Raw genomic sequence first — 19847 nt, forward strand, 5'->3', positions numbered from 1 at the left:
TGATGCAATCGATTTATAATTCGGTCAACTCGCTCACGCAGTTGCAGCGTCAACTCGACGTGACCGGGCACAACATCGCCAACGTCGACACGGTCGGGTTCAAACGGCAACAAGGGCACTTCGCCTCGCTGTTGTCGCAGGCGTACGATAACCAGCCGCGTCCCGAGTTCGAGGTCGGACGCGACACGCCGAACGGGATCCGGATCGGGGTCGGCGGTCATGTCGCCGACATCTCACAACAGTTCAATATCGGGCAGATTCGGGCGACCGAGCGCGGGCTCGACGTCTTCTTGAAGGCGAGCCGGCAATTTTTCGTCGTCGAGACGCCGGACGGTGTTGGCGTGACGCGAAACGGCAACATGCAGCTGTCGGTCGGTGCCGAGACGACGCTCGTCGATGTGACCGGCAACGCGCTTCTCGGCGCGGACGGCAACCGCATCACGATGCCGAACGAGGCGACGAATCACCGCGTTCGTCAAGACGGTGTCGTCGTGGCGAACGTGAACGGGGTCGAGCAAGAGTTTGGCCGCCTCGACATCGTCGAGGTGCGTAACACGTCCGAACTTCGTCCGATGGGCAACAACGTCTACTCGGCTGATTTTCAGACTGAAGTCGACCGTCCGCTCGGCAACTTGTTGATCGAAGGGACGCTCGAGTCGTCGAACGTCGATTTGACGAAAGAGATGACCGACATGACGATCACGCAGCGCGCTTACCAGATGAACTCCCGGGCGCTGTCGATGGGCGACCAGATGATGGGGCTCGTCACATCGCTTCGTCCATAACTGATACCGCTTCTCTTCGGAGGGGCGGTTTTTGCGTTACACTAAAAGGGAGGAGGGGATGACATGTTGATTGTCGTGGCGATGGACTCGTTCAAAGGGTCGCTCTCGAGCGTGGAGGCGAACGCGGCCGTGGTACGAGCGCTCGAAGGGTATGACGTCGTGACCGTGCCGGTGTCGGACGGTGGCGAAGGATTTCTCGACGCCTGGCTCGCGTCGCATCCGGAAGGGGAGGTCGTCACCGATTCTGTCACGGCGCTCGACGGATTGATGCGACAGGCACGATTCGGATGGGCCGAGTCTTCGCGTGAAGCGGTCATCGAATTGGCCGAAGCATCCGGGCTCACGCTCGTTGAGACGCTCGACCCGTGGCGTTACAGTACGTACGGTACCGGGTTGCAGCTGCGGGCGGCACTTCTGCGCGGGGCAAGGCGAATCACGGTCGGACTGGGCGGCAGTGCGACGATTGACGGGGGAAAAGGACTGCTCGAGGCGCTCGGTGTTCGGTTTTATGATCACATCGGAAACGAGCTCGACAGCTCGCCCCATCACGTCGGCCGCGTCGCATCCATCGACTGGTCGAATCTCATGCCGGAAGCGCGGGACGTGGAGTGGCGCATCGTCTCGGACGTGACGAACCCGCTTCTAGGTAGTACGGGGGCGGTGGCTGTGTTCGGTCCGCAAAAAGGGCTACCCGTAGACGACGTCGACCGCTATGAGGCACAGCTCGCGCGTTACGCCGCGTGCTTCGCGTGCGACAGGACGGCTTTACCAGGTGCCGGCGCGGCCGGTGGGGCCGGATTTGCGCTCTATCAGCTCGGGGCGACGTATGTGAGCGGGATTGTAGAAGTCGCGCGCTGGACCGACTTGGAAGCAAAGCTGCGGACGGCCGATTGGCTCATCACGGGGGAAGGCAAGTTCGATCAACAGTCACTGCATGGGAAAACCCCGTACGGACTCGCGCGGCTCGCCCACACACACGGCGTTCCGACGCTCGTGTTCACCGGACAGTCGGATATGGTCGCGTTACCCGATGCCGGCATCGAGGCAGTGTTCCCAATCATTTCCCAGGTCATGACGCTCGAGGAAGCGATGCGGGACGCGGGACCGCTTCTGACGAACGCCGTCCGCCGAATCGCACGGTTGATTCATAAAAAAGCCTGAACCGCGACGGGTTCAGGCTTTTGGTCATGGACGCTCTTTCAACAAGTCACGAATTTCGGCAAGGAGTTGTTCCTCGCGCGACAGTTCTGGCTCTGGCGTCTCTTCGACGGCTTTCTCTCGCTTCAAGCGGTTGATCACTTTCACCATCATGAACAAGGCGAACGCGATGAGCAGGAACGTGACGATCTCCTGAATGAAGTTGCCGTACGCGACGTCGACGTCGAGCACGCTCATCGATAAATCGGAGAAGTTGATGCCGCCGATTAAGATGCCGAGGAGCGGCATGAAGATGTCGTTGACGAGCGAGTTGACGATCGCCGTGAACGCGGCCCCGAGGATGAAGGCGACGGCAAGGTCGATGATGTTACCGCGCATGGCGAATTCTTTGAACTCTTTCCACATAGAATGATGCCTCCTATTCGATGAATACTCTCACGGTAGCATATCCAACTTCGAAGCAACATCCTTTTTTCAGTTCGTTGTCTCGAGGTCGAGGCGCTTGTTCGCCATTTCTAGATACGTTACACTAAAAGAGAACTCATGGAACAGTTTTAATACCTGGTACTAATATGTTATAATCAGATGAGCTGAAAGGATGAATGGACGTGGCGAACGAAGAACAGAATGGCTCGGAAGAAAAAGAGTCGAAACAGCGGACGGAACGGAAACGTTTGTCGAACTACCGCCGTTTCCCAATCTTGCTGCGCGTCATCGTTGTCCTCATATTGGCCGTCGCGATGCTTGCCATCGGGGCCATTATCGGGTACAGCGTCATTGGCGGCGGCGAGTGGAGGGACGTGTTCAACATCGACACGTGGCGCCATATCACCGATTTTTGGCTAACCTCATAAGGGTGGTGGAACCATGTACACGATTGAACAGATTAAAGAAGTAATCCCGCATCGGTACCCGTTCTTGCTCATCGACCGCATTCTCGAGGTCGAAGAAGGCAAACGGGCCGTCGGATTAAAAAATGTGACGGCGAACGAAGAGTTCTTCAACGGACACTTCCCAGACTATAACGTCATGCCTGGCGTATTGATCGTCGAGGCGCTCGCACAAGTCGGTGCGTTCGCGATGCTCAAACAAGAGTCAAATCGCGGTAAACTCGCGTTTTTTGCAGGCATCGATGGATGTCGTTTCAAACGTCAAGTCGTCCCGGGCGACCAGTTGCGTCTCGAGGTCGAGATCTTGAAAGTGCGCGGTCCGATCGGAAAAGGCCGTGCCGTGGCGACAGTCGATGGAGAAGTCGCTTGTGAAGCAGAACTAACTTTCGCCCTGAAGTGAGGGGGAACGACATGCGCGTGTTGGTGATTGCTTTAATACTCGGACTGATGGCGGTAGTCGGCTGTCAGCAGTTGCAGACCGAGGAAGTGACCGAAGAGAATGTCGTGTACGAACAGAAAGTCGATGAAGCGATGATCGATAAGCGGGCCGGACAATCGGAAGCGATCGCTGTGTCCCTCGAGCGTACGAACAGCTCGACGATGCTGTTCACGATCCGGATGCTCGAAGACCGGCGCCTCGAACCGACGACCGTCATCAGTTATGAGGTCGACGGCAATCGGGTCCCGATCCCGTTCGGTGAACTGACGGCCGAGCGAGAAGGGGACGTGCGGACGTACGTCTATCAACTCGACTTGAACCCGGACTTGTTCGTGCCCGAGACGTTGCCGCTCTTCCACTTTGCGGAAGAAGGGGAAATCGAGGTCTCGATCCCGCTTGAAGTCGTCAATTCGACAAATGAATGAACAGCACGGACGATTTTGTCGAAAATCGTCCGTTTTTGTATGAATTTTTACGCCATTCGTCCGATACATCCAATAAGGACGAATTGGAGGGGATACGATGAATCGAAACAAGTCACAATCACTACAGACCCGCATCTTGCTGGCGATGCTCGCCTTTGTCACGTTGCTCGTCATCATTTTCATGGTGGTGCAGGTCGTCAGTACGAAACAGACGGTGCTCCGTTCGATGCAGGCCGTGTTAGTAGAAGACGCGGACCGAATCAGCGAGACGATCGACGCCGACGCATACGCGGCGTTTCTTCAAAATCCGACGAAAGACGCGACGTTCGAGCAGTTTCGGGAACAGCTCGACACGTACCGGACGCAAATCGGGGCGATGTACGTCTATACGCTTGCTGTGGATGGAGATGAGCTACAAATCATCGTCGACGGGATGAGCGCCGACGATGCGGTCGACATCGGGACACCGACGACGGCGACGTCGCTCGAGGATGCGCGTCCGGCGCTCGAAGGAGAACAGGTCACGACACCGATCGTCGAAGACCCGGAATATGGCGACTACATGACCGTGCTCGTGCCAATCATGCGCGGGAATGAAGTCATCGGCCTTCTCGGCATCGACAAAGGGGCGCGTGACGTCGAAGCGGTGACAAACGACGTGTTGCGAGCAAGTCTGCCGCCCGTGTTGCTCGGACTCCTCGGATTGCTCTTGTTCGCTTCGTTCGCCATCTGGCGCTACCTCGGCTGGAAGTTGCGCCCGCTCCGGGACCTTGAGCGGGTCGCGACACATATCGCCGAAGGCGACTTGTTGACGGCTTCCGAAGAGATGGAGAAGATCCAGATTCGCTCAAACGATGAGATCAAGCGTCTCACCGCGTCGATGGACAAGATGGCGAAGATGTTGAAAGAGTTGATTTCAAACCTACAGACGTCGGCACAGACGGTACGCGACGAGAGCGGCAACGTGGCGAGTATCTCGGAAGAAGTGAACGACGCGTCACGGCAAATCGCTTATACGATGGAAGAAATCGCGAGCGGTGTCGAGAACCAGAGCGTGTTGACGATGCGGCTGTACGGCCATATGAACGAGTTCTCAGAGCTCGTCGATCAGACGACGAAAGACGGGGCCGAAGTGAGCGGACAAGCGGAAGACGTCAGCCGCGTGACGACAGCTGGGCTTCATCTTATGGAGGACGCCGTCGGGAAGATGACGAACATCCACGGCCAAGTGCAAGCGTCACAGCGCCAAGTGAAAGATTTCGAGCGCCAGGCCGACGAAGTGACGACGCTCGTCACGATGATTCGTCAAATCTCGGAACAGACGAACTTGCTCGCCTTGAACGCGGCCATCGAAGCGGCCCGCGCCGGGGAGCACGGGAAAGGCTTCGCCGTCGTCGCCTCTGAGATTCGGAACTTATCGACGAGCGTAGCAAAATCGGTCAGTGAAATCTCCGAGATCGTCGGAAGCGTCAAACACAACTCGATTGCACTCGGAGAGACGTTCACGGACAGCATGCGTGCCGCCGAGGACGGCAAACGGACGCTCGAGGAAACGAAACAGGCGTTCAACGCGATCGAACAAAGTGTGCGCGACATGCAACGTCTGACCGATTCGATGCAATCGCAGCTCGACCGGGTGAAGGCGAACCAAACGGATATCAAGCAAGGACTCTCGGACATCGCGTCGATCTCGGAAGAGAGCACGGCCGGCAACGAAGAAGTCGCGGCCTCGACCGAGCAAATGTCGGCCACGAGCGAGACGATGAACCGACTCGTCAAAGAGTTGTCGCATACGGCCGAGGACATGCAACGCATGAGCCGTCAGTTCAAGCTGTGAACAGTTTCAAGTCAGACAGACCTTCCGCGCGTCCGCTATAATGGGCGCAAGGGAGGTTTTTTCATGCAACGCGTCTCAAGTGAACTGACACAATTCCGCGGCAGTCATTACGACTTCGGCCGCTTTCAAGGTAAATACATCAAGCGCAGCAAACTGCTCGAGAACCGGACCAACCAATGGAAGCTCCGCGTCCCGCGTTTTGAGATCGATGAGCGCGAGGCGAAGCAGGCGTTCGACCGGTTCGCCCCAAAAGTGTGGGAAGAACTGCTCGGCCTGCAAGACGAGCTCGAACTGACGCTCGCCGATACGCTCCTTCACTTCGGTCACTTCCGGGTGAACAACCCGGTCAGCGGCTGTTCGATTTTGACGGGCGACAATTTCCTCGTCCGCAACTACGACTATCATCCGATGACGTATGATGGACGGTTCAACGTGTTCCAACCGGACGAAGGCTACGCTGTCATCGGTCCCGTCTCGCGCGTCACCGGACGGATGGACGGGATGAACGAGAAAGGGCTCGCCATGGGCTACAACTTCATCAATCGTCGCCGGCCGGGGGACGGCTTCGTCTGTCAGATGATCGGACGGATGATTCTCGAGACGTGCGCGACGGTCGAGGAGGCGGTCGACTTGTTGAAAGAGATCCCGCATCGCGGCTCGTTCACGTACGTCGTCCATGACAAGTCGTCGAAGACGCGCGTCATCGAGGCGACACCGCGCGACATCCAAGTCCGCGAGTCGAACATTTGCACGAACCATTTCGAGCTGTTGCAGCACGAGAACCGTTACCATCTTGACGACTCGACGCGGCGGATGATGGAGATCAAGATGTATCAACATATCGTCCAAGACGCCGAGAGCGCGTTCCGGCTCATGAACGACTCGGACAAAGGCGTCTTCTCGGAGCTGTATAAGAGCTGGGCCGGCACAATCCATACGGCGGCTTATTTCCCGGAGACGCTCGAGACGTGGTTCGCCCTCGGTGGCGACCGCGACCCGGTCATCTTCGATTTTCAAACGTGGCTCGACGGCGAGGACTTTGACCTTCACGCCCTCGACGGCGAGATCGCGACCGATATCGAGTTCGCCAACACGGTCCAATTGTGGCGCTGACTTCGGTCAGTGCTTTTTAATGAAAAACGGGGAATAGTGATAACAGGAGGGATTTATATGAAACGAATCGGAGTATTAGCCATCATGTTGAGCACGATACTCATGCTCGGCGGATGCGTGCCGGGCGACGGGACGTACACGACCGACCCGGCCGGCTTCTTTTGGGGGATTTGGCACGGCTGGATCGCACCGGTGTCACTCATTTTAGGATTGTTCAATGACACGTATCGCGTGTACGAAGTGAACAACACTGGTTGGTTTTACGACTTAGGCTTTTATATCGCCATCATCAGCGGTTTTGGCGGGGTGGCGGTGACGCGGAAGAGCCGGGGCTAGACACATCTGTCTGGCTCTTTTTTATTGACCTACTTTTCGAAAGTGGCGACTAGTTTATTGAAAATCGTGCTATATTTTTTATTGTTTACTCAGATATTACCAAAAGGAGATAAGAAAGATGGTTGCACTTATAAAGAAGAGTTTTACCATGTTCATGGTAATGATGCTGGTCGGGACGATGATTCCGCCCCATCAGACGTCAGCAGCGACGTTGATAAAAACCGAGACGAATCCGAACGTCGTGACAGGAACCACGGATCAACCCAATCAGGACGTCACCATTGTAGCGAATGAAAAAATCGTTCGTACGAAGAGTGATGCTTCAAAGAATTATACGTACACGTTCGATAAAGCACTTGTTGGACAAATTGCAGTATATCAACGTGATGCGTACGGATTTGATCAATTGATTGACGTGACGGAACGGAAGCAACCCGAAGCGCCAGCGACACCGGTCAAACCACAAGACGCGACATATATCGGGATGATCAATGACGAGTTCGTATTTTTCACCCATCCGAACCATACCATTCACGCGACCTACGAGGGAAGAGTGAGAGATGCGATTGGTGAGTTGCGAATCCCGAAAAATAAGGCGGAGACGGTGAGTGTGTATGTCAGTAGTCCCGAGAAAGCATCGACGCCAATTAAAACGTACTCGGCAACGGCTGCGGCAACAGACATCATTCAGTTGGACGCACCCCCGCATGAGATGTTACGTGTCTCAGGCAAGACACTACCTTATGTCTCCGTAAACATGAAGGTCGGACACGAGGTGAAGACCGGTCAAGCCGATGCAACCGGTCAATTTGATTTCCCGTTCACGGGCTGGGAGCCGCGTGCTTATCAGAATCAGACGTACACGGTGCAGGCCGCTCATTTGAATCAGACGACTGAAGGGGTACAGGCGTTCACAATGCCTGCATTCGTAGCGACGATGGAGAAGCCGTTGCTCGTCATCGAGGAGTCGCTCACCCAGTTCCGAGGCGTGACACTCCCAGGTTCGGTGATTTCTCTCGACGGTGAGACGTGTACGATCAGTGACGAGGTCGGTTATTTCGGCTGTTACTATCCACAGAACGACCAGTCGAAGCGCACATTCACGATTCAACAAGAAAACGCGACGATTTTCACGAAAGAAGTGACCGTGAAACGCGATGTTCGTACCATTAAGTTCGAAACAAAAATGTTCGACCTTGACGACGCGCAATTGATTGGGAAGGCGACCCCGAATCAAACGTTCATCGTAACATATGAGGATCGTCGAGCCGGTTATCGACAAATCCGTTTCCGCGCAAACAGTGACACAAATGGTGACATCGTCTTTCCGTTGCCAAAACTGTATGGTGTGAACTTTACCGTCTCTTACTTAGATGAGTACGACTATCGAAATCCGCTTTGGGAGGTTCGCGCCGAGGACAATCGTCTGGCGCCTACACCGATTTTGAAGATGCAGAGTGACCGGGTTGCCATCAGCGTCCCATCGTTCTATTATCCGAACCAATCGCTCACGTTTGAAGCGAAAATCGAGAAAGCGGACGGGCGATCGTTATTGGAGAAAGCAGATTTGAACAACCCGTTCATCCCACTCGAGGTGAACGACACGTTCATGATTCGGACCGTCCTTCAAGACGGACGTGTATCGGATTGGGTGGAAGGAAAGTTCGACGCGATTCAAAAGCCGCTCATCCCTGACTTGACGAACGATACGACGTTACTGAAAGGGACGACGGAACCGAACGCCTCACTCAAATTCACAAGCGGTGTCGTGAGAGAAGTGAAGGCAGATGCACAAGGGAAATTTGAGTTTGCCGTCGACTTGAAGAAAGTGAACGCGTTTAACGTGCTCGTCAGTGCTTCGGGTAAGGCGGATCAAACGTTCAAGTATGAAGTCAAAGATACGGTGCGACCGACGTTACGTGTATACGAGGTGCTTTCAGACCTCGGAAAACAAATGGACGTCGAGGCGAGCGAATCCGTGAATGACTTTACAATCGCCTACTACAAAGGAACGACGCTGTTGCGGGAGGGAATCGTCAAACCAATCCGTTCATTCCCTGAGCATAGTTCTGGTTTCACGACGTTCGCACAGTTACCGGTCTCGAACTTAAAGCCGGACGGAGTGACTCACCTGATTGTCAAAGCGAAAGACCGATCTGGAAACTGGTCGGAAGGGAATAAAGTCACGGTCAAGGACATCACACGACCAAAGTTGACACAGCAAAAATATGTATTGCCGGGGGAACATGTCATTTATGGGAAAACCGAACCGGGCGCAAAAGTGACATTCACGTATCGGAGTGATAAAGAAAAAACAGTCACCGTTTCGAAGACGGGCGACTTCGTGATCAAGACGACAGACCCGATTTACTCGTTCAAAGATGGAAAACACTACAGTCAAGTGAAAATCACATCCATGGATGCGGCAGGCAATCGATCGTATGCTTACGTGTCACCGGTCGGGGAAAAAATTCAAGACATCCGTTTAGACGGCGGTCAAAAAATTTGGTTCTATTCTCCTCTGGACCATATGATTCAAAGTCAATACGAATTCACTGTGAATGGAAAGACAGTCAAACAAGATCAAATGGGTAGTGTCATCACATGGCCGAACGACATTACATTGCCTGCCAAGGTGACGGTGAAACTGATCAATCCAGACAAAACAGTGAAATATGACGTGACAAAGACAATCACGAAACCGTACATCGGAAAGAATGTATCAAACGTCAAATTCCAACAAGGCCTGCGTGCTGTCACGGGTGTAGGCGAGGCTCATGCGACACTTGAGGTATGGAGCGGCTCTGCTCGGATTGGTCGAACGTCAATCGATGGGACTGGGAAGTTCAACTTTAATCTCATCCGTGCCTACAAAGAAGGGGAAAGTTTAAAGTTTGTGACGATTCATAAACTCGGGAAACCTTCTTCGCTCACGATTCAGGCAAAGGACAACACAGCACCTACAAAACCAACCGTCAATGAAATCTCGGCGGTGACGACGAAAATTACTGGAAAAGCTGAAAAAGGTGCAACTGTTCTCATCACGTATAACGGGCACACATATTCTACAAAAGCGAATAACTCAGGTGTATACGCGTATGCCATTAAAAAATGGGTTCCTGGAAAAAGTGTCACCATTCGTGCGAAAGACGCGGCGGGAAACGCCTCTTCTGCTGCCGTACAAACGATTAAACATGTGTTTAAACAATTTAGCGTGAACACACTTCGTTCTAGCCACATCTATGTAACGGGCAAAGGGCATCCGGGTGCGACCGTACAAGTGTACAATGGTGCATCGAAGGTCGGGAAGGCTGTAAAAGTCGACGCGAAAGGAAACTTCAAAGCGTATGTGAATAAACAACGGCAAGGCAATATGTTGACGGTCGAAATGACGCGTTCTGGTTATGCGACAAAACGAATCAATACCGCCGTACAACGATAAAAAAAGTTTCTCGGGGCTAGTATGTCCCGGGAAACTTTTTGCATATTCAAAACAGAAATGCTAGATTGCTTATCTTTATAATGGAAACAGATATATTCGCAAGATGAACGGTCCTCATTTTTACGGGACAGATACTCAAAACAGGCAAAGGAGTTGATTTCATGCGCTCATTTTGGATTTTCGGCAACCAGCTGTCGCACGAACTTGAGATGTTCGACCACGTTGAAGACGGTGACGTCATCGTCATGATCGAGGCGACGTCACGGGCGATGTGGCGGACGTACCATAAACAAAAGCTCGTCCTCGTCTTCTCGGCGATGCGTCACTTCGCGGACGAGCTACGTGAGAAAGGCTTCACCGTCGACTATCACGAGGCCGACTCGTTCCAAGACGCGTGGGACAACCACTTCAAACGATATGACCCGGCAGCGATCCATTACATCGCCGTCACCGACGCCGCCATGGAGAAGAAAATCAAACAGTTCGGGAAGAAACACACACTCGTCGAACACACCGACGTGCCGCTCTTCTATTTAACGAAGGAGGAGGCTGTCGACGCGATTGGCAGCGAGCCGTGGCGGATGGACCGCTTCTACCGCCAGATGCGCAAACGCTTTGATGTACTGCTCGAGGACGGGAAACCCCAGGGCGGGAAATGGTCGTTCGATGCGGATAACCGCAACCCCCCGAAAGCCGGGCTGACGTTCCCGGCACCGATTCATTTCCGTCCGGACAAAATCACGAAAGCCGTCATTGAAAAAGTCGAGCGTGATTTTCAAGACAACCCAGGAGACATCACGCCGTTCGTCTGGCCGGTGACGCGGAGTGAGGCGCGGCGTGCGTTGAATCGTTTCATTAAAGAGCGCCTCGAGACGTTCGGACCGTATCAAGACGCGATGCTGTCAGAAAATCAAGAGATGTCACACAGTCTGTTGTCGGCGGCGCTCAACATCGGACTCCTCACGCCACGTGAAGTCGTCGAGGCCGCATGCGCGGCTGACGCGCCGCTCGCCTCAATCGAAGGGTTCGTCCGACAAATTCTCGGTTGGCGGGAATATATGCGTGCCGTCTACGTGGCGTCGATGCCCGGCTACGAGTCGGTCAACACGTTCAAGCACGAGCGCGACTTACCCGACTCGTTCTGGGACGCGAAGACGGACATGCATTGTATCTACCAAAGCGTGAAGCCGGTCATCGAGCGGGCGCACAACCACCACATCCAGCGGCTCATGGTGCTCGGTAACTTCGCGACGTTGTTCGAGATCTCACCGCAACAGACGAGTGACTGGTTCAATGAGATGTATATCGACGCTTACGACTGGGTCGTGTTGCCGAACGTGCTCGGCATGGCGCTCCACGCGGACGGCGGCAAGCTCGCGACGAAACCGTATATCGCTTCCGGGAAGTATATCGACCGGATGAGCGATTACTGTAAAGGGTGCAAGTACAATCCGAAACATACGACCGAGGAAGACGCGTGCCCGTTCAACGCCCTCTATTGGAATTTTATCGACAAACATCAGGAGCGCTTCAAAGACAATCAGCGGATGAAGATGATGCTCCGGAACTGGCAAGGCCGTGATGATGACGTCAAAGCGGACATCTTGGCGAAGGCGAGACAAACGATCGACGCAACCGACTCCTTGTGAGTTGGTTTTTTTTACGTCGTCTTCACAATTTTTTGCACACGCTTCACAGGAGATTTACATTCGTCCGTTACGATAGGACTTGTGAGACCCCACAACCCCCAAGTGAATAGCAAACGGTAGAACATTCGAGAGACCAACAGAAGCCCTTACGTCATTGACGTCTAGTTTCTGTTGGTCCTTTTTTTAGGAAAGGGTGAGTCAAGTGAATGAAACACTTCGCACGATCGGTGAGGAGAAGATGATCGCCTCCATCAAGTCGCCGAAACAATTCGAGAAGTTCCTGCAATCGGACGTCACGACGACGTTCCTCATGATGGGCACGCTCAGCACGCTCGACCGCTACGTGTCGCATCTGAAACGTGAGAACAAGACCGTCTTCTTGCACGCCGAGCGCATCAACGGTATCAGCCTTGACCGGGACGGCATCGACTATTTGGCGAAGCGCGTCGGCGCAGACGGTATCGTCACGACGAAAGCGTCGGTCATCCAGCACGCGAAACGCGCCGGACTCATGACGGTGCAACGCCTCTTCCTCGTCGACTCGGATGCCGTCACGTCTGGCATCAAGATGGCGAACGACCATGAGCCGGACGCGCTCGAACTCATGCCGGGCCTCATCCCGAACGTCATCGAGCACGTCGCCGGGAGCGTGCCGTTCCCGATCGTGACGGGAGGCATGATCCGTAAGCCGATTGAGGTGCATCAAGCGCTCTCGCACGGTGCGTTCGCCGTCTCGACGGGGGACGAGCGGCTTTGGGCGTCACAAGGAATGAAGGAGGACATCATATGAAGTCGATTCAATTGCAACAAATCAAAAAGTCGTATGGTGACACCGAGGTCATCCGTGGCATCGACGTCACGATCGAGGCGGGCGAGTTTTTCGCGCTCGTCGGACCGTCCGGCTGCGGCAAGAGCACGATGCTCCGTATGATCGCCGGACTCGAGTCGATCACGGCCGGGACGCTCCGGATTGACGGCGTCGCCGCGAACGAGCTCAAGCCGAGCGAGCGCCAACTGTCGATGGTGTTCCAAAACTACGCGCTCTATCCGCATATGACGGTCGAGAAGAACATCACGTTCGGCCTACATACGAAAGGACTGACGAAGCTCGAGCAGCGCGAACGTTGCCATGCGGCCGCCGAGACACTCGGACTGACCGATTACTTGAAGCGAAAGCCGCGGGAACTGTCAGGCGGGCAACGCCAACGGGTCGCCCTGGCCCGGGCGATCGTCACCGAGGCGCCGATTTGCCTCATGGACGAGCCGCTCTCGAACCTTGACGCCAAGCTCCGCGCCAAAATGCGCTCCGAGATTCGGCAGCTGCAACGCAAGCTGAACTTGACGATGATTTACGTCACGCACGACCAAGTCGAGGCGATGACGATGGCCGATCGGATGATGCTGTTGAACGAAGGGGAAGTTCAACAAGTCGGCAAGCCGCTCGATCTGTACAACAAGCCGGCGAACACGTTCGTCGCCTCATTCATCGGCTCACCGCCAATGAACTTGACTGAGGTGTCACGCGTCGAGGGCGGCTGGATCGCCTCGGACGGGCGTTTGTTCCGCCCGAACACGGTCACGGCGGAAGAGACGGCGACGCTCGGCGTCCGGCCGGAACAAATCCATCCGGCAAAAGACGACGTCACGTTCTATGCCGAGCTGAAAAATATCGAGGTGCTCGGGACGGAGACGATTCTCGCCTTTGACGTCGGCGGGGCCGAATGGCTCGCCAAATGGCCGGGGCAGTGGCCGCTCTCGATCGGGGAGAAGGTCGCCTGTTACGTCGACCCGAAACAGATGTCGCTCTTCGATGCGGCAGGTCAACGGATCGAGCCGCGTCAACCGAAACTGTTCGAGGCGTTGGAGGTGTTCCAATGACGGTCGCATTGCCGAGACAACGGGTGAAGGCCCGACTGTCGGATGCGGCGAGTGGCCTACTGTACTTGTCGCCGTCCATCGCGTTATTCGGGATCTTCCTCGTCTATCCGCTCCTCCGTACGATTTACTTGAGCTTCTTCCGGACGGACACGCAAGGGACGCCGCTCGAATTCGTCGGGATCGGGCACTATGCCCGGCTCTTCACGAGCGCGACGTTTTGGCAAAGTGTTCAGGCGACGGTCGGGTTCGTCGCCTTGACCGTGCCGCTCACGATTCTGGTCGCGCTCGGTCTCGCCTTGCTTGCCAACGAGAAGTTGCGCGGCATCGGATTCTTCCGGACGGCGTTCTCGGCGACGATGGGGATGAGCGTCGCCGCCTCATCGGTCATCTGGATGTTCATGTATAACCCGTCGATCGGCATCTTCAACCGCTTTTTAGAAGCGGTCGGGGCGAGCGGGGTACAGTGGCTCCTCGATCCGCAATACGCGCTCCTGTCCGTGTCGCTCGCGACCGTCTGGATGAATATCGGGTTCACGTTTCTGATTCTCCTCGGCGGCCTGCAAAACATCGACCGGACGCTCTATGAGAGTGCGGACATCGCCGGGACGGGGTATTGGACGCAACTCCGGGCCATCACGATCCCGATGCTGTCACCGACGCTGTTCTTCGTCGGCATCATCTCGCTCATCAACGCGTTCCAGACGTTCGGGCAGATCGATTTGTTGACGAAAGGCGGACCGACGAACTCGACGAACGTCATCGTCTACGCCATCTATAAGGACGCGTTCATCAACTATAACGTCGGCGGCGCGAGTGCGCAGGCCGTGCTCTTATTCGTGACGGTGCTCCTGTTGACGTGGCTCCAGTTCAAGCTCGTCGAAAGGAAGGTGCATTACCAATGACGATGCGAAATGCACTCGTATATACGCTGCTCGTCTTGAGCGCCGGCGTCATGCTGTTCCCGATCGTCTATGCGTTCTCGATCAGCCTTATGGACGGGGGCGAGGTGCTAAAAGGCAACCTCATCCCGGAAGAACCATCGCTCGCGAACTACGTCGCCGCGTTCGAGCGGATCCCGCTGTTGACGTATCTCGTCAACAGTCTCGTCGTCGCGCTCCTCGTCATGGTCGGACAAGTCGTTTTGTCGAGCCTCGCCGCGTTCGCGTTCGTCTTCATCGACTTCAAAGGGAAAGGGCTCATCTTCATGCTGTTTCTCGCGACGATGATGGTGCCGTGGGAAGCGACGATGGTGCCGAACTTCTTGACCGTGCAGTCGCTCGGTTGGCTCAACTCGGTGTGGGGCTTGTCCGTGCCGTTCTTCGCGCTCGCCTTCGGGACATTCCTACTTCGGCAACAGTTCAAGACGATCCCGCACGAGATGTACGAGGCGTCACAAATCGCCGGCATCAGCCGCTTCCGTTTCTTTTGGAACGTCGTCTTACCGGTCTCGAAGACGCCACTCGTCACATTGTCGGTGTATAGCTTTTTGACGACATGGAACATGTACTTATGGCCACTCCTTGTGACGAACACGGAGCAAGCGCGAACGGTGCAAATCGGAATCAAACAGATGCAGTCGAACGAGATTGCCTCGGATTGGGGCGTCGTCATGGCGGCCGTCGTCATGATCATCATCCCGACACTGCTCTTACTGTTCGCGGGACAAAAGCAATTGCAAGAAGGCTTGACGCAAGGTGCCATCAAATAAAAGGAGGAAGTTTACATGAAGAAAAAATGGGGATTATTCGCAGGATTGGCCAGTTCGGTGTTATTGCTCGGGGCGTGCGGCAGCGAGGAGGCGGCACCAGAAGCGGCGGCGACCGCAGACGGGAAGACGGAAGTCGTGTTCTGGCACGCGATGAGCGGGGACTTGGAGACCGCGCTCAACAACCAAGTCGACGACTTCAACGCTTCGCAAGACGACTATGAAGTGACGCCGATCTTCCAAGGGACGTATGAAGAGGCGCTCACGAAGTTCAACGCCGTCGCCGGCTCGGCGGACGCACCGGCGATCATGCAGACGTTCGAGGTCGGGACGAAGTATATGATCGACACGAACAAAATCACGCCGGTCCAAGAGTTCATCGACAAAGAGAACTTCGACACGGGCGTCTGGGAAGAGAACATCTTGAGCTACTATCAAGTCGACGGAAAGCAATACTCGATGCCGTTCAACTCGTCGACACCGGTGCTCATCTACAACAAGGACGCGTTCAAAGAAGCAGGGCTCGACGCGGAGAAGGCGCCGCGTACGTATGACGAGTTGAAACAAGCGGCGAAGGCACTCACGACCGACGACCAGACCGGATTCACGATCCTCAACTACGGCTGGTTCTTCGAGCAGCTCGTCGCAGCCCAGGGCGGTCTTTACGTCGACAACGACAACGGGCGTAGCGGAAATCCGACGAAAGCAGTGTTTGACGGGGAAGAAGGGCAGAACGCCTTCAATTTGATTAAAGACATGTACGACGAGAAGACGTTCTTGAATGTCGGTCAAAATTGGGACGACATGCGCGCCGCCTTCCAATCGGGCAACGTCGCCATGTACCTCGACTCGTCGGCCGGTGTAAGAACAGTCGTCGACAACGCGCCGTTTGACGTCGGTGTCTCGTACTTGCCGGTACCGAACGAGTCGGACCGGGAAGGCGTCGTCATCGGAGGCGCCTCGCTCTGGATGGGTGACGGCATCGCCGACGAGACGAAACAAGGGGCGTGGGAGTTCATGAAATTCGCCGCCTCGAAAGAAGCGCAGGCGAAATGGCACGTCGAGACGGGATACTTCGCTATCAACCCGGACGCGTACAACGAACCGATCGTCGAAGAAGTATGGGCCGAGTATCCACAGCTCAAAGTGACGGTCGACCAGTTGAGCGAGACGAAGACGTCGCCGGCGACACAAGGCGCGCTCATCTCGTCGTTCCCGCAATCACGCCAGAGCGTCGTCAATGCGATGGAGAGCTTGTATCAAGGCGTGTCGGTCGAGGACGCGTTGAAGCGTGCGGCCGACGAGACGACTTCCACCTTGGGGCAGTGAAATGAAAGTGTACGCTCATCGCGGTTATAGCGCCAAATATCCCGAGAACACATTGCAAGCGTTCGAGGCGGCTCTTCCTTACGCCGACGGCATCGAGCTCGACGTACAGCTGTCAAAAGACGGCCGCCTCGTCGTCATCCATGACGAGACGGTCGACCGGACGACGGACGGGAGCGGCTATGTGAAAGACATGACGCTCCGTCAACTGCGCGCGCTTCGAAGTGAAGGGGAACGCATCCCGACGCTCGAGGAAGTGCTCGTGCTCGTCACACCGCACGACGTCACGGTGAACGTTGAACTGAAGACGGACCAATTCGCCTACGATGGAATCGAATCACTCGCGTGGCTCGCAACGGAAGAGTTCGGCCTCGAGGACCGCGTTGTCTTCTCCTCGTTCAACCCGGACACGCTCGTCCGCTTGCGTGAGGTCGCACCTGAGGCGAGGATTGCCGTGCTGACGGGGGACGGGCATCCCGACTTGGTCGAGTTCGTCGAACACATTCAAGCCGAGGCCGTTCACGCACAGCCTGCCTTCGTCGGGACGCGTGCGTGGCAAACGTTATGTGAAAGAGGGATTCGAACACGCTTGTACACAATCAATGACCTGAGCGAGCTCCCTGACACGATGCATGTCGACGCGGTCATGACGGATGATGTGGAGTTGTTAGCGCCAGTACGCGAATCGATTCGCTGAATAGAAGCGGTGTCCATGAACGAGCGGACGCCGTTTTTTGGTATGCTGATTGGTGAGGTGAATCATATGGACTATAAGATGCTCCACGAGAAGTTCGAGCGCAGGAAGCAGTGGCTCGTCTTCGAAAAAGAAGAGGTCGTTCGCCGTCTGCTCGTCCGTTATAAAGCGCACATCATCCCGAAGACGGACATTATGGACTTGGTGAATGACGACCAACTGTCCTATCCGCACATTTTTTGTTGCATCACGATTGACGACCCGGCCGTCCTCGAGAAAATCTTTAACGCGAAAGAGCGAGCGGACTCTAAGTGGGAACGTGACGACAACGCGCGGCGAGGCATGGTGTATAAGCATAAGGACGAGGCGCATCGACGCTACAACCAATTGATTATCGACGAGCAAGAGGGACGCCGTCTCGACATCGTTCTCGAGAGTCAGGACGGGATATACGTGACCGGCTTTTTGACGCGCGACACGAGTCAAGAAGTCGTGTCGTACATTTATGCACATATGGGCGGTGCGAAAAATACAGGACGGATCCCGCGTTCGATGTGGCCGTCTGACGTGACGGAGGAAGAAATAAAAGACGGGTATCGTCGTTATTTGCGAGCGCTTGAGACGTTCGGTAAATTATAAAAGGAGGTCCGCTCATCAGCTTGCGATGAGGAGACCTCCTTTTATCAATTCGGAACGAGCATGCGTGCGTCGGCGTGTAACAGCACGGTCTGGTTTCGTCCATTGTCTTTCGCTTGATAGAGCGCCGTATCGGCAACGTCGCTCATCGATTCGACCGGGAGCGCGCTCCCATGGGCGATGCCGATTGAGACGCTGACTTGAATCGATGTCCCGTCAGATAAGGTAAACGCCTCGGCCTCAATCCGTTTCCGAATCCGCTCGGAAACTTTGGCCACTTTTTCGGGAGACAAGTCATAGATGAGAATGATGAACTCTTCGCCTCCGATTCGTGCGACCACGTCATGGGAACGTGTCTCGATCTTCAACAGTTCGGCGAATCGTTTCAAGACGAGGTCACCGTTCGGATGACCGTACGTATCGTTCACACGTTTGAAATGATCAATATCAAGTGCGAGCACGTTGTACGTCCTGCTTTCAGACACGAGTGATGTGGTTCGTTCCTCCCACATGCGGCGATTGAACAAACCGGTCAAATGGTCGCGTTCGGCCGAATGTTTATATTCCTTGGAACGTCGAGTCATTTGTTCTAAGTCGATGGCGAGTAGGCTCGCGAGTGTCCCGACGAGCAGTCCGACGATCCAAAACGTCAAGACAATCTCGACGTAAGCACTGTTCCAACCGAGATTGATGAGGATCGAGACCGAGGTGATGAAGAGCGCCCAGACGTGCAACAGCATACTCTGCAACAACAGACGACGGACGTGACGATGAATCCACCACATGCCGACGCCGACGACGAACGTGGCGATAAACGCGACGATGGCCTGGTCGGTCAGCCCGAACAGAAAGCGGGTGCTCGCGATGATGACCGTCGCAATCAAGAGCGGGAAGCGGGCCCCGTAAAAGGCGAGCAGGACGAGCGGCAAGTACCGTAAGTCGACGCGAACCTCATCGTTCGCTTGGACCGCGTTGACCATGAGAAACAGACCGAGTCCCCCGGTCAATAATCCGATTAAGAAGCCACGGGATCGAAAGGAGCCGAAGCGGTCGGAGTGATACAACTTGGAAATCAGGTAGAAGCCTTTGAACGCAACAGAGGCGTTCAGCAGGAGGGCGGTAAACGGCACAATGTCACTTCCTTCAAAAATAGCTATACCACAAACGTAACAGACCGTTAAAAAATGTCAATTCATAATAGATTTCATTAGCGGATGAAAAAAGACAGTGCCTTCCTTTTCTTTCATCTTTGTTCAAAAAAGAGCACAAGCCACTCGAAAAGTGACCTGTGCTCATGCTTTCTTCTTCGTCCCTTGAAAGGCGAAAAACATCGCGATACCGATGCCGAGCCCGATCCACCAATTGTCGAAGATCAAACCGAATATGACGATGAAGGCGACGGCGACCGGGAGTGCCAAAAAACCACGTTGTCGATTCATGCTCATCCATCCTTTCTTGCGCTTCATTTATTTCTTCCCGAAACCGGGACACCTCATTCTTGTTGATAGCGTTTTCATAAAAACGGCTCTATATC

The 19847-nt window shown here is 54.9% G+C and carries 20 protein-coding genes; 17 read left to right on the top strand and 3 right to left on the bottom strand.

The window, feature by feature from the left end:
- The first annotated feature begins 2 nt into the window (after positions 1-2).
- Both P398_RS0105035 and P398_RS0105040 read left to right on the top strand, forming a co-directional pair.
- Positions 3-785, top strand: a complete 783-nt coding sequence (locus P398_RS0105035) for a flagellar hook-basal body protein (protein ID WP_029334278.1) — start codon at positions 3-5, stop codon at positions 783-785.
- 63 nt (positions 786-848) lie between these two features.
- On the top strand, positions 849-1946 hold the full coding sequence (locus P398_RS0105040; RefSeq protein WP_029334279.1) for a glycerate kinase family protein: 1098 nt from the start codon (positions 849-851) through the stop codon (positions 1944-1946).
- 24 nt (positions 1947-1970) lie between these two features.
- On the opposite strand, the gene mscL is transcribed toward P398_RS0105040, so the two are convergent.
- Positions 1971-2348 carry a large conductance mechanosensitive channel protein MscL gene (gene mscL, locus P398_RS0105045; RefSeq protein ID WP_029334280.1) on the bottom strand — a complete coding sequence of 126 codons (378 nt, stop codon included), beginning with the start codon at positions 2346-2348 and terminating at the stop codon, positions 1971-1973.
- A gap of 197 nt (positions 2349-2545) precedes the next feature.
- On the opposite strand from mscL, the gene P398_RS0105050 reads away from it, so the two are divergent.
- The 15 genes from P398_RS0105050 (at position 2546) to P398_RS0105120 (ending at position 18316) form a co-directional block, all read left to right on the top strand.
- Complete coding sequence (locus P398_RS0105050) at positions 2546-2797, top strand: DNA-directed RNA polymerase subunit beta (RefSeq protein ID WP_024370816.1); 252 nt, start codon at positions 2546-2548, stop codon at positions 2795-2797.
- A gap of 13 nt (positions 2798-2810) precedes the next feature.
- Entirely contained in the window at positions 2811-3233 is a 423-nt protein-coding gene (gene fabZ / locus P398_RS0105055) for a 3-hydroxyacyl-ACP dehydratase FabZ (RefSeq protein WP_021066156.1), read from the top strand.
- 11 nt (positions 3234-3244) lie between these two features.
- Complete coding sequence (locus tag P398_RS0105060) at positions 3245-3697, top strand: hypothetical protein (RefSeq protein ID WP_024370815.1); 453 nt, start codon at positions 3245-3247, stop codon at positions 3695-3697.
- Positions 3698-3794: 97 nt separating this feature from the next.
- Entirely contained in the window at positions 3795-5534 is a 1740-nt protein-coding gene (locus P398_RS0105065; RefSeq protein WP_029334281.1) for a methyl-accepting chemotaxis protein, read from the top strand.
- A gap of 63 nt (positions 5535-5597) precedes the next feature.
- Positions 5598-6647 (top strand): C45 family autoproteolytic acyltransferase/hydolase, encoded by a 1050-nt coding sequence (locus P398_RS0105070; protein WP_029334282.1) that lies wholly within the window; start codon positions 5598-5600, stop codon positions 6645-6647.
- 57 nt (positions 6648-6704) lie between these two features.
- Positions 6705-6983, top strand: coding sequence for a hypothetical protein (locus tag P398_RS0105075; RefSeq protein WP_029334283.1), 279 nt, complete (start codon positions 6705-6707; stop codon positions 6981-6983).
- 148 nt (positions 6984-7131) lie between these two features.
- Positions 7132-10425, top strand: coding sequence for an Ig-like domain-containing protein (locus P398_RS0105080; protein ID WP_029334284.1), 3294 nt, complete (start codon positions 7132-7134; stop codon positions 10423-10425).
- 161 nt (positions 10426-10586) lie between these two features.
- Positions 10587-12074, top strand: a complete 1488-nt coding sequence (locus P398_RS0105085; protein WP_029334285.1) for a cryptochrome/photolyase family protein — start codon at positions 10587-10589, stop codon at positions 12072-12074.
- Between the two features lie 202 nt (positions 12075-12276).
- Positions 12277-12864 (top strand): glycerol-3-phosphate responsive antiterminator, encoded by a 588-nt coding sequence (locus tag P398_RS0105090; RefSeq protein ID WP_231557619.1) that lies wholly within the window; start codon positions 12277-12279, stop codon positions 12862-12864.
- Positions 12861-13952, top strand: a complete 1092-nt coding sequence (locus tag P398_RS0105095; RefSeq protein WP_029334286.1) for an ABC transporter ATP-binding protein — start codon at positions 12861-12863, stop codon at positions 13950-13952. Before P398_RS0105090 ends, P398_RS0105095 begins: the two co-directional genes overlap by 4 nt.
- Positions 13949-14854, top strand: a complete 906-nt coding sequence (locus P398_RS0105100; RefSeq protein ID WP_029334287.1) for a carbohydrate ABC transporter permease — start codon at positions 13949-13951, stop codon at positions 14852-14854. Before P398_RS0105095 ends, P398_RS0105100 begins: the two co-directional genes overlap by 4 nt.
- Positions 14851-15660: a carbohydrate ABC transporter permease gene (locus P398_RS0105105; RefSeq protein ID WP_029334288.1), complete on the top strand. Its 810-nt coding sequence runs from the start codon at positions 14851-14853 to the stop codon at positions 15658-15660. The genes P398_RS0105100 and P398_RS0105105 overlap by 4 nt, the downstream gene beginning before the upstream one ends.
- A gap of 15 nt (positions 15661-15675) precedes the next feature.
- Entirely contained in the window at positions 15676-16986 is a 1311-nt protein-coding gene (locus tag P398_RS0105110) for an ABC transporter substrate-binding protein (RefSeq protein ID WP_029334289.1), read from the top strand.
- 1 nt (position 16987) lies between these two features.
- Entirely contained in the window at positions 16988-17680 is a 693-nt protein-coding gene (locus P398_RS0105115) for a glycerophosphodiester phosphodiesterase (RefSeq protein WP_029334290.1), read from the top strand.
- Between the two features lie 42 nt (positions 17681-17722).
- Positions 17723-18316, top strand: coding sequence for a hypothetical protein (locus P398_RS0105120; RefSeq protein WP_147287389.1), 594 nt, complete (start codon positions 17723-17725; stop codon positions 18314-18316).
- Between the two features lie 44 nt (positions 18317-18360).
- Here P398_RS0105120 and P398_RS0105125 read toward each other — a convergent pair whose 3' ends face one another.
- Both P398_RS0105125 and P398_RS16945 read right to left on the bottom strand, forming a co-directional pair.
- Positions 18361-19443 carry a GGDEF domain-containing protein gene (locus tag P398_RS0105125; RefSeq protein ID WP_029334292.1) on the bottom strand — a complete coding sequence of 361 codons (1083 nt, stop codon included), beginning with the start codon at positions 19441-19443 and terminating at the stop codon, positions 18361-18363.
- Positions 19444-19605: 162 nt separating this feature from the next.
- Positions 19606-19752 carry a hypothetical protein gene (locus tag P398_RS16945; protein ID WP_167601145.1) on the bottom strand — a complete coding sequence of 49 codons (147 nt, stop codon included), beginning with the start codon at positions 19750-19752 and terminating at the stop codon, positions 19606-19608.
- Positions 19753-19847: the final 95 nt, after the last annotated feature.

Source organism: Exiguobacterium aurantiacum DSM 6208 (assembly GCF_000702585.1).
In the GTDB taxonomy this organism is placed as follows: Bacteria; Bacillota; Bacilli; order Exiguobacteriales; family Exiguobacteriaceae; genus Exiguobacterium; species Exiguobacterium aurantiacum.

Excerpts from the sequence above, each read along its gene's own strand:
- P398_RS0105035 (WP_029334278.1), top strand. The coding sequence starts at position 3 with ATGCAATCGATTTATAATTCGGTCAACTCGCTCACGCAGTTGCAGCGT.
- P398_RS0105040 (WP_029334279.1), top strand. The coding sequence starts at position 849 with ATGTTGATTGTCGTGGCGATGGACTCGTTCAAAGGGTCGCTCTCGAGC.
- mscL (WP_029334280.1), bottom strand. The coding sequence starts at position 2,348 with ATGTGGAAAGAGTTCAAAGAATTCGCCATGCGCGGTAACATCATCGAC.
- P398_RS0105050 (WP_024370816.1), top strand. The coding sequence starts at position 2,546 with ATGGACGTGGCGAACGAAGAACAGAATGGCTCGGAAGAAAAAGAGTCG.
- fabZ (WP_021066156.1), top strand. The coding sequence starts at position 2,811 with ATGTACACGATTGAACAGATTAAAGAAGTAATCCCGCATCGGTACCCG.
- P398_RS0105060 (WP_024370815.1), top strand. The coding sequence starts at position 3,245 with ATGCGCGTGTTGGTGATTGCTTTAATACTCGGACTGATGGCGGTAGTC.
- P398_RS0105065 (WP_029334281.1), top strand. The coding sequence starts at position 3,795 with ATGAATCGAAACAAGTCACAATCACTACAGACCCGCATCTTGCTGGCG.
- P398_RS0105070 (WP_029334282.1), top strand. The coding sequence starts at position 5,598 with ATGCAACGCGTCTCAAGTGAACTGACACAATTCCGCGGCAGTCATTAC.
- P398_RS0105075 (WP_029334283.1), top strand. The coding sequence starts at position 6,705 with ATGAAACGAATCGGAGTATTAGCCATCATGTTGAGCACGATACTCATG.
- P398_RS0105080 (WP_029334284.1), top strand. The coding sequence starts at position 7,132 with ATGTTCATGGTAATGATGCTGGTCGGGACGATGATTCCGCCCCATCAG.
- P398_RS0105085 (WP_029334285.1), top strand. The coding sequence starts at position 10,587 with ATGCGCTCATTTTGGATTTTCGGCAACCAGCTGTCGCACGAACTTGAG.
- P398_RS0105095 (WP_029334286.1), top strand. The coding sequence starts at position 12,861 with ATGAAGTCGATTCAATTGCAACAAATCAAAAAGTCGTATGGTGACACC.
- P398_RS0105100 (WP_029334287.1), top strand. The coding sequence starts at position 13,949 with ATGACGGTCGCATTGCCGAGACAACGGGTGAAGGCCCGACTGTCGGAT.
- P398_RS0105105 (WP_029334288.1), top strand. The coding sequence starts at position 14,851 with ATGACGATGCGAAATGCACTCGTATATACGCTGCTCGTCTTGAGCGCC.
- P398_RS0105110 (WP_029334289.1), top strand. The coding sequence starts at position 15,676 with ATGAAGAAAAAATGGGGATTATTCGCAGGATTGGCCAGTTCGGTGTTA.
- P398_RS0105115 (WP_029334290.1), top strand. The coding sequence starts at position 16,988 with ATGAAAGTGTACGCTCATCGCGGTTATAGCGCCAAATATCCCGAGAAC.
- P398_RS0105120 (WP_147287389.1), top strand. The coding sequence starts at position 17,723 with ATGCTGATTGGTGAGGTGAATCATATGGACTATAAGATGCTCCACGAG.
- P398_RS16945 (WP_167601145.1), bottom strand. The coding sequence starts at position 19,752 with ATGAATCGACAACGTGGTTTTTTGGCACTCCCGGTCGCCGTCGCCTTC.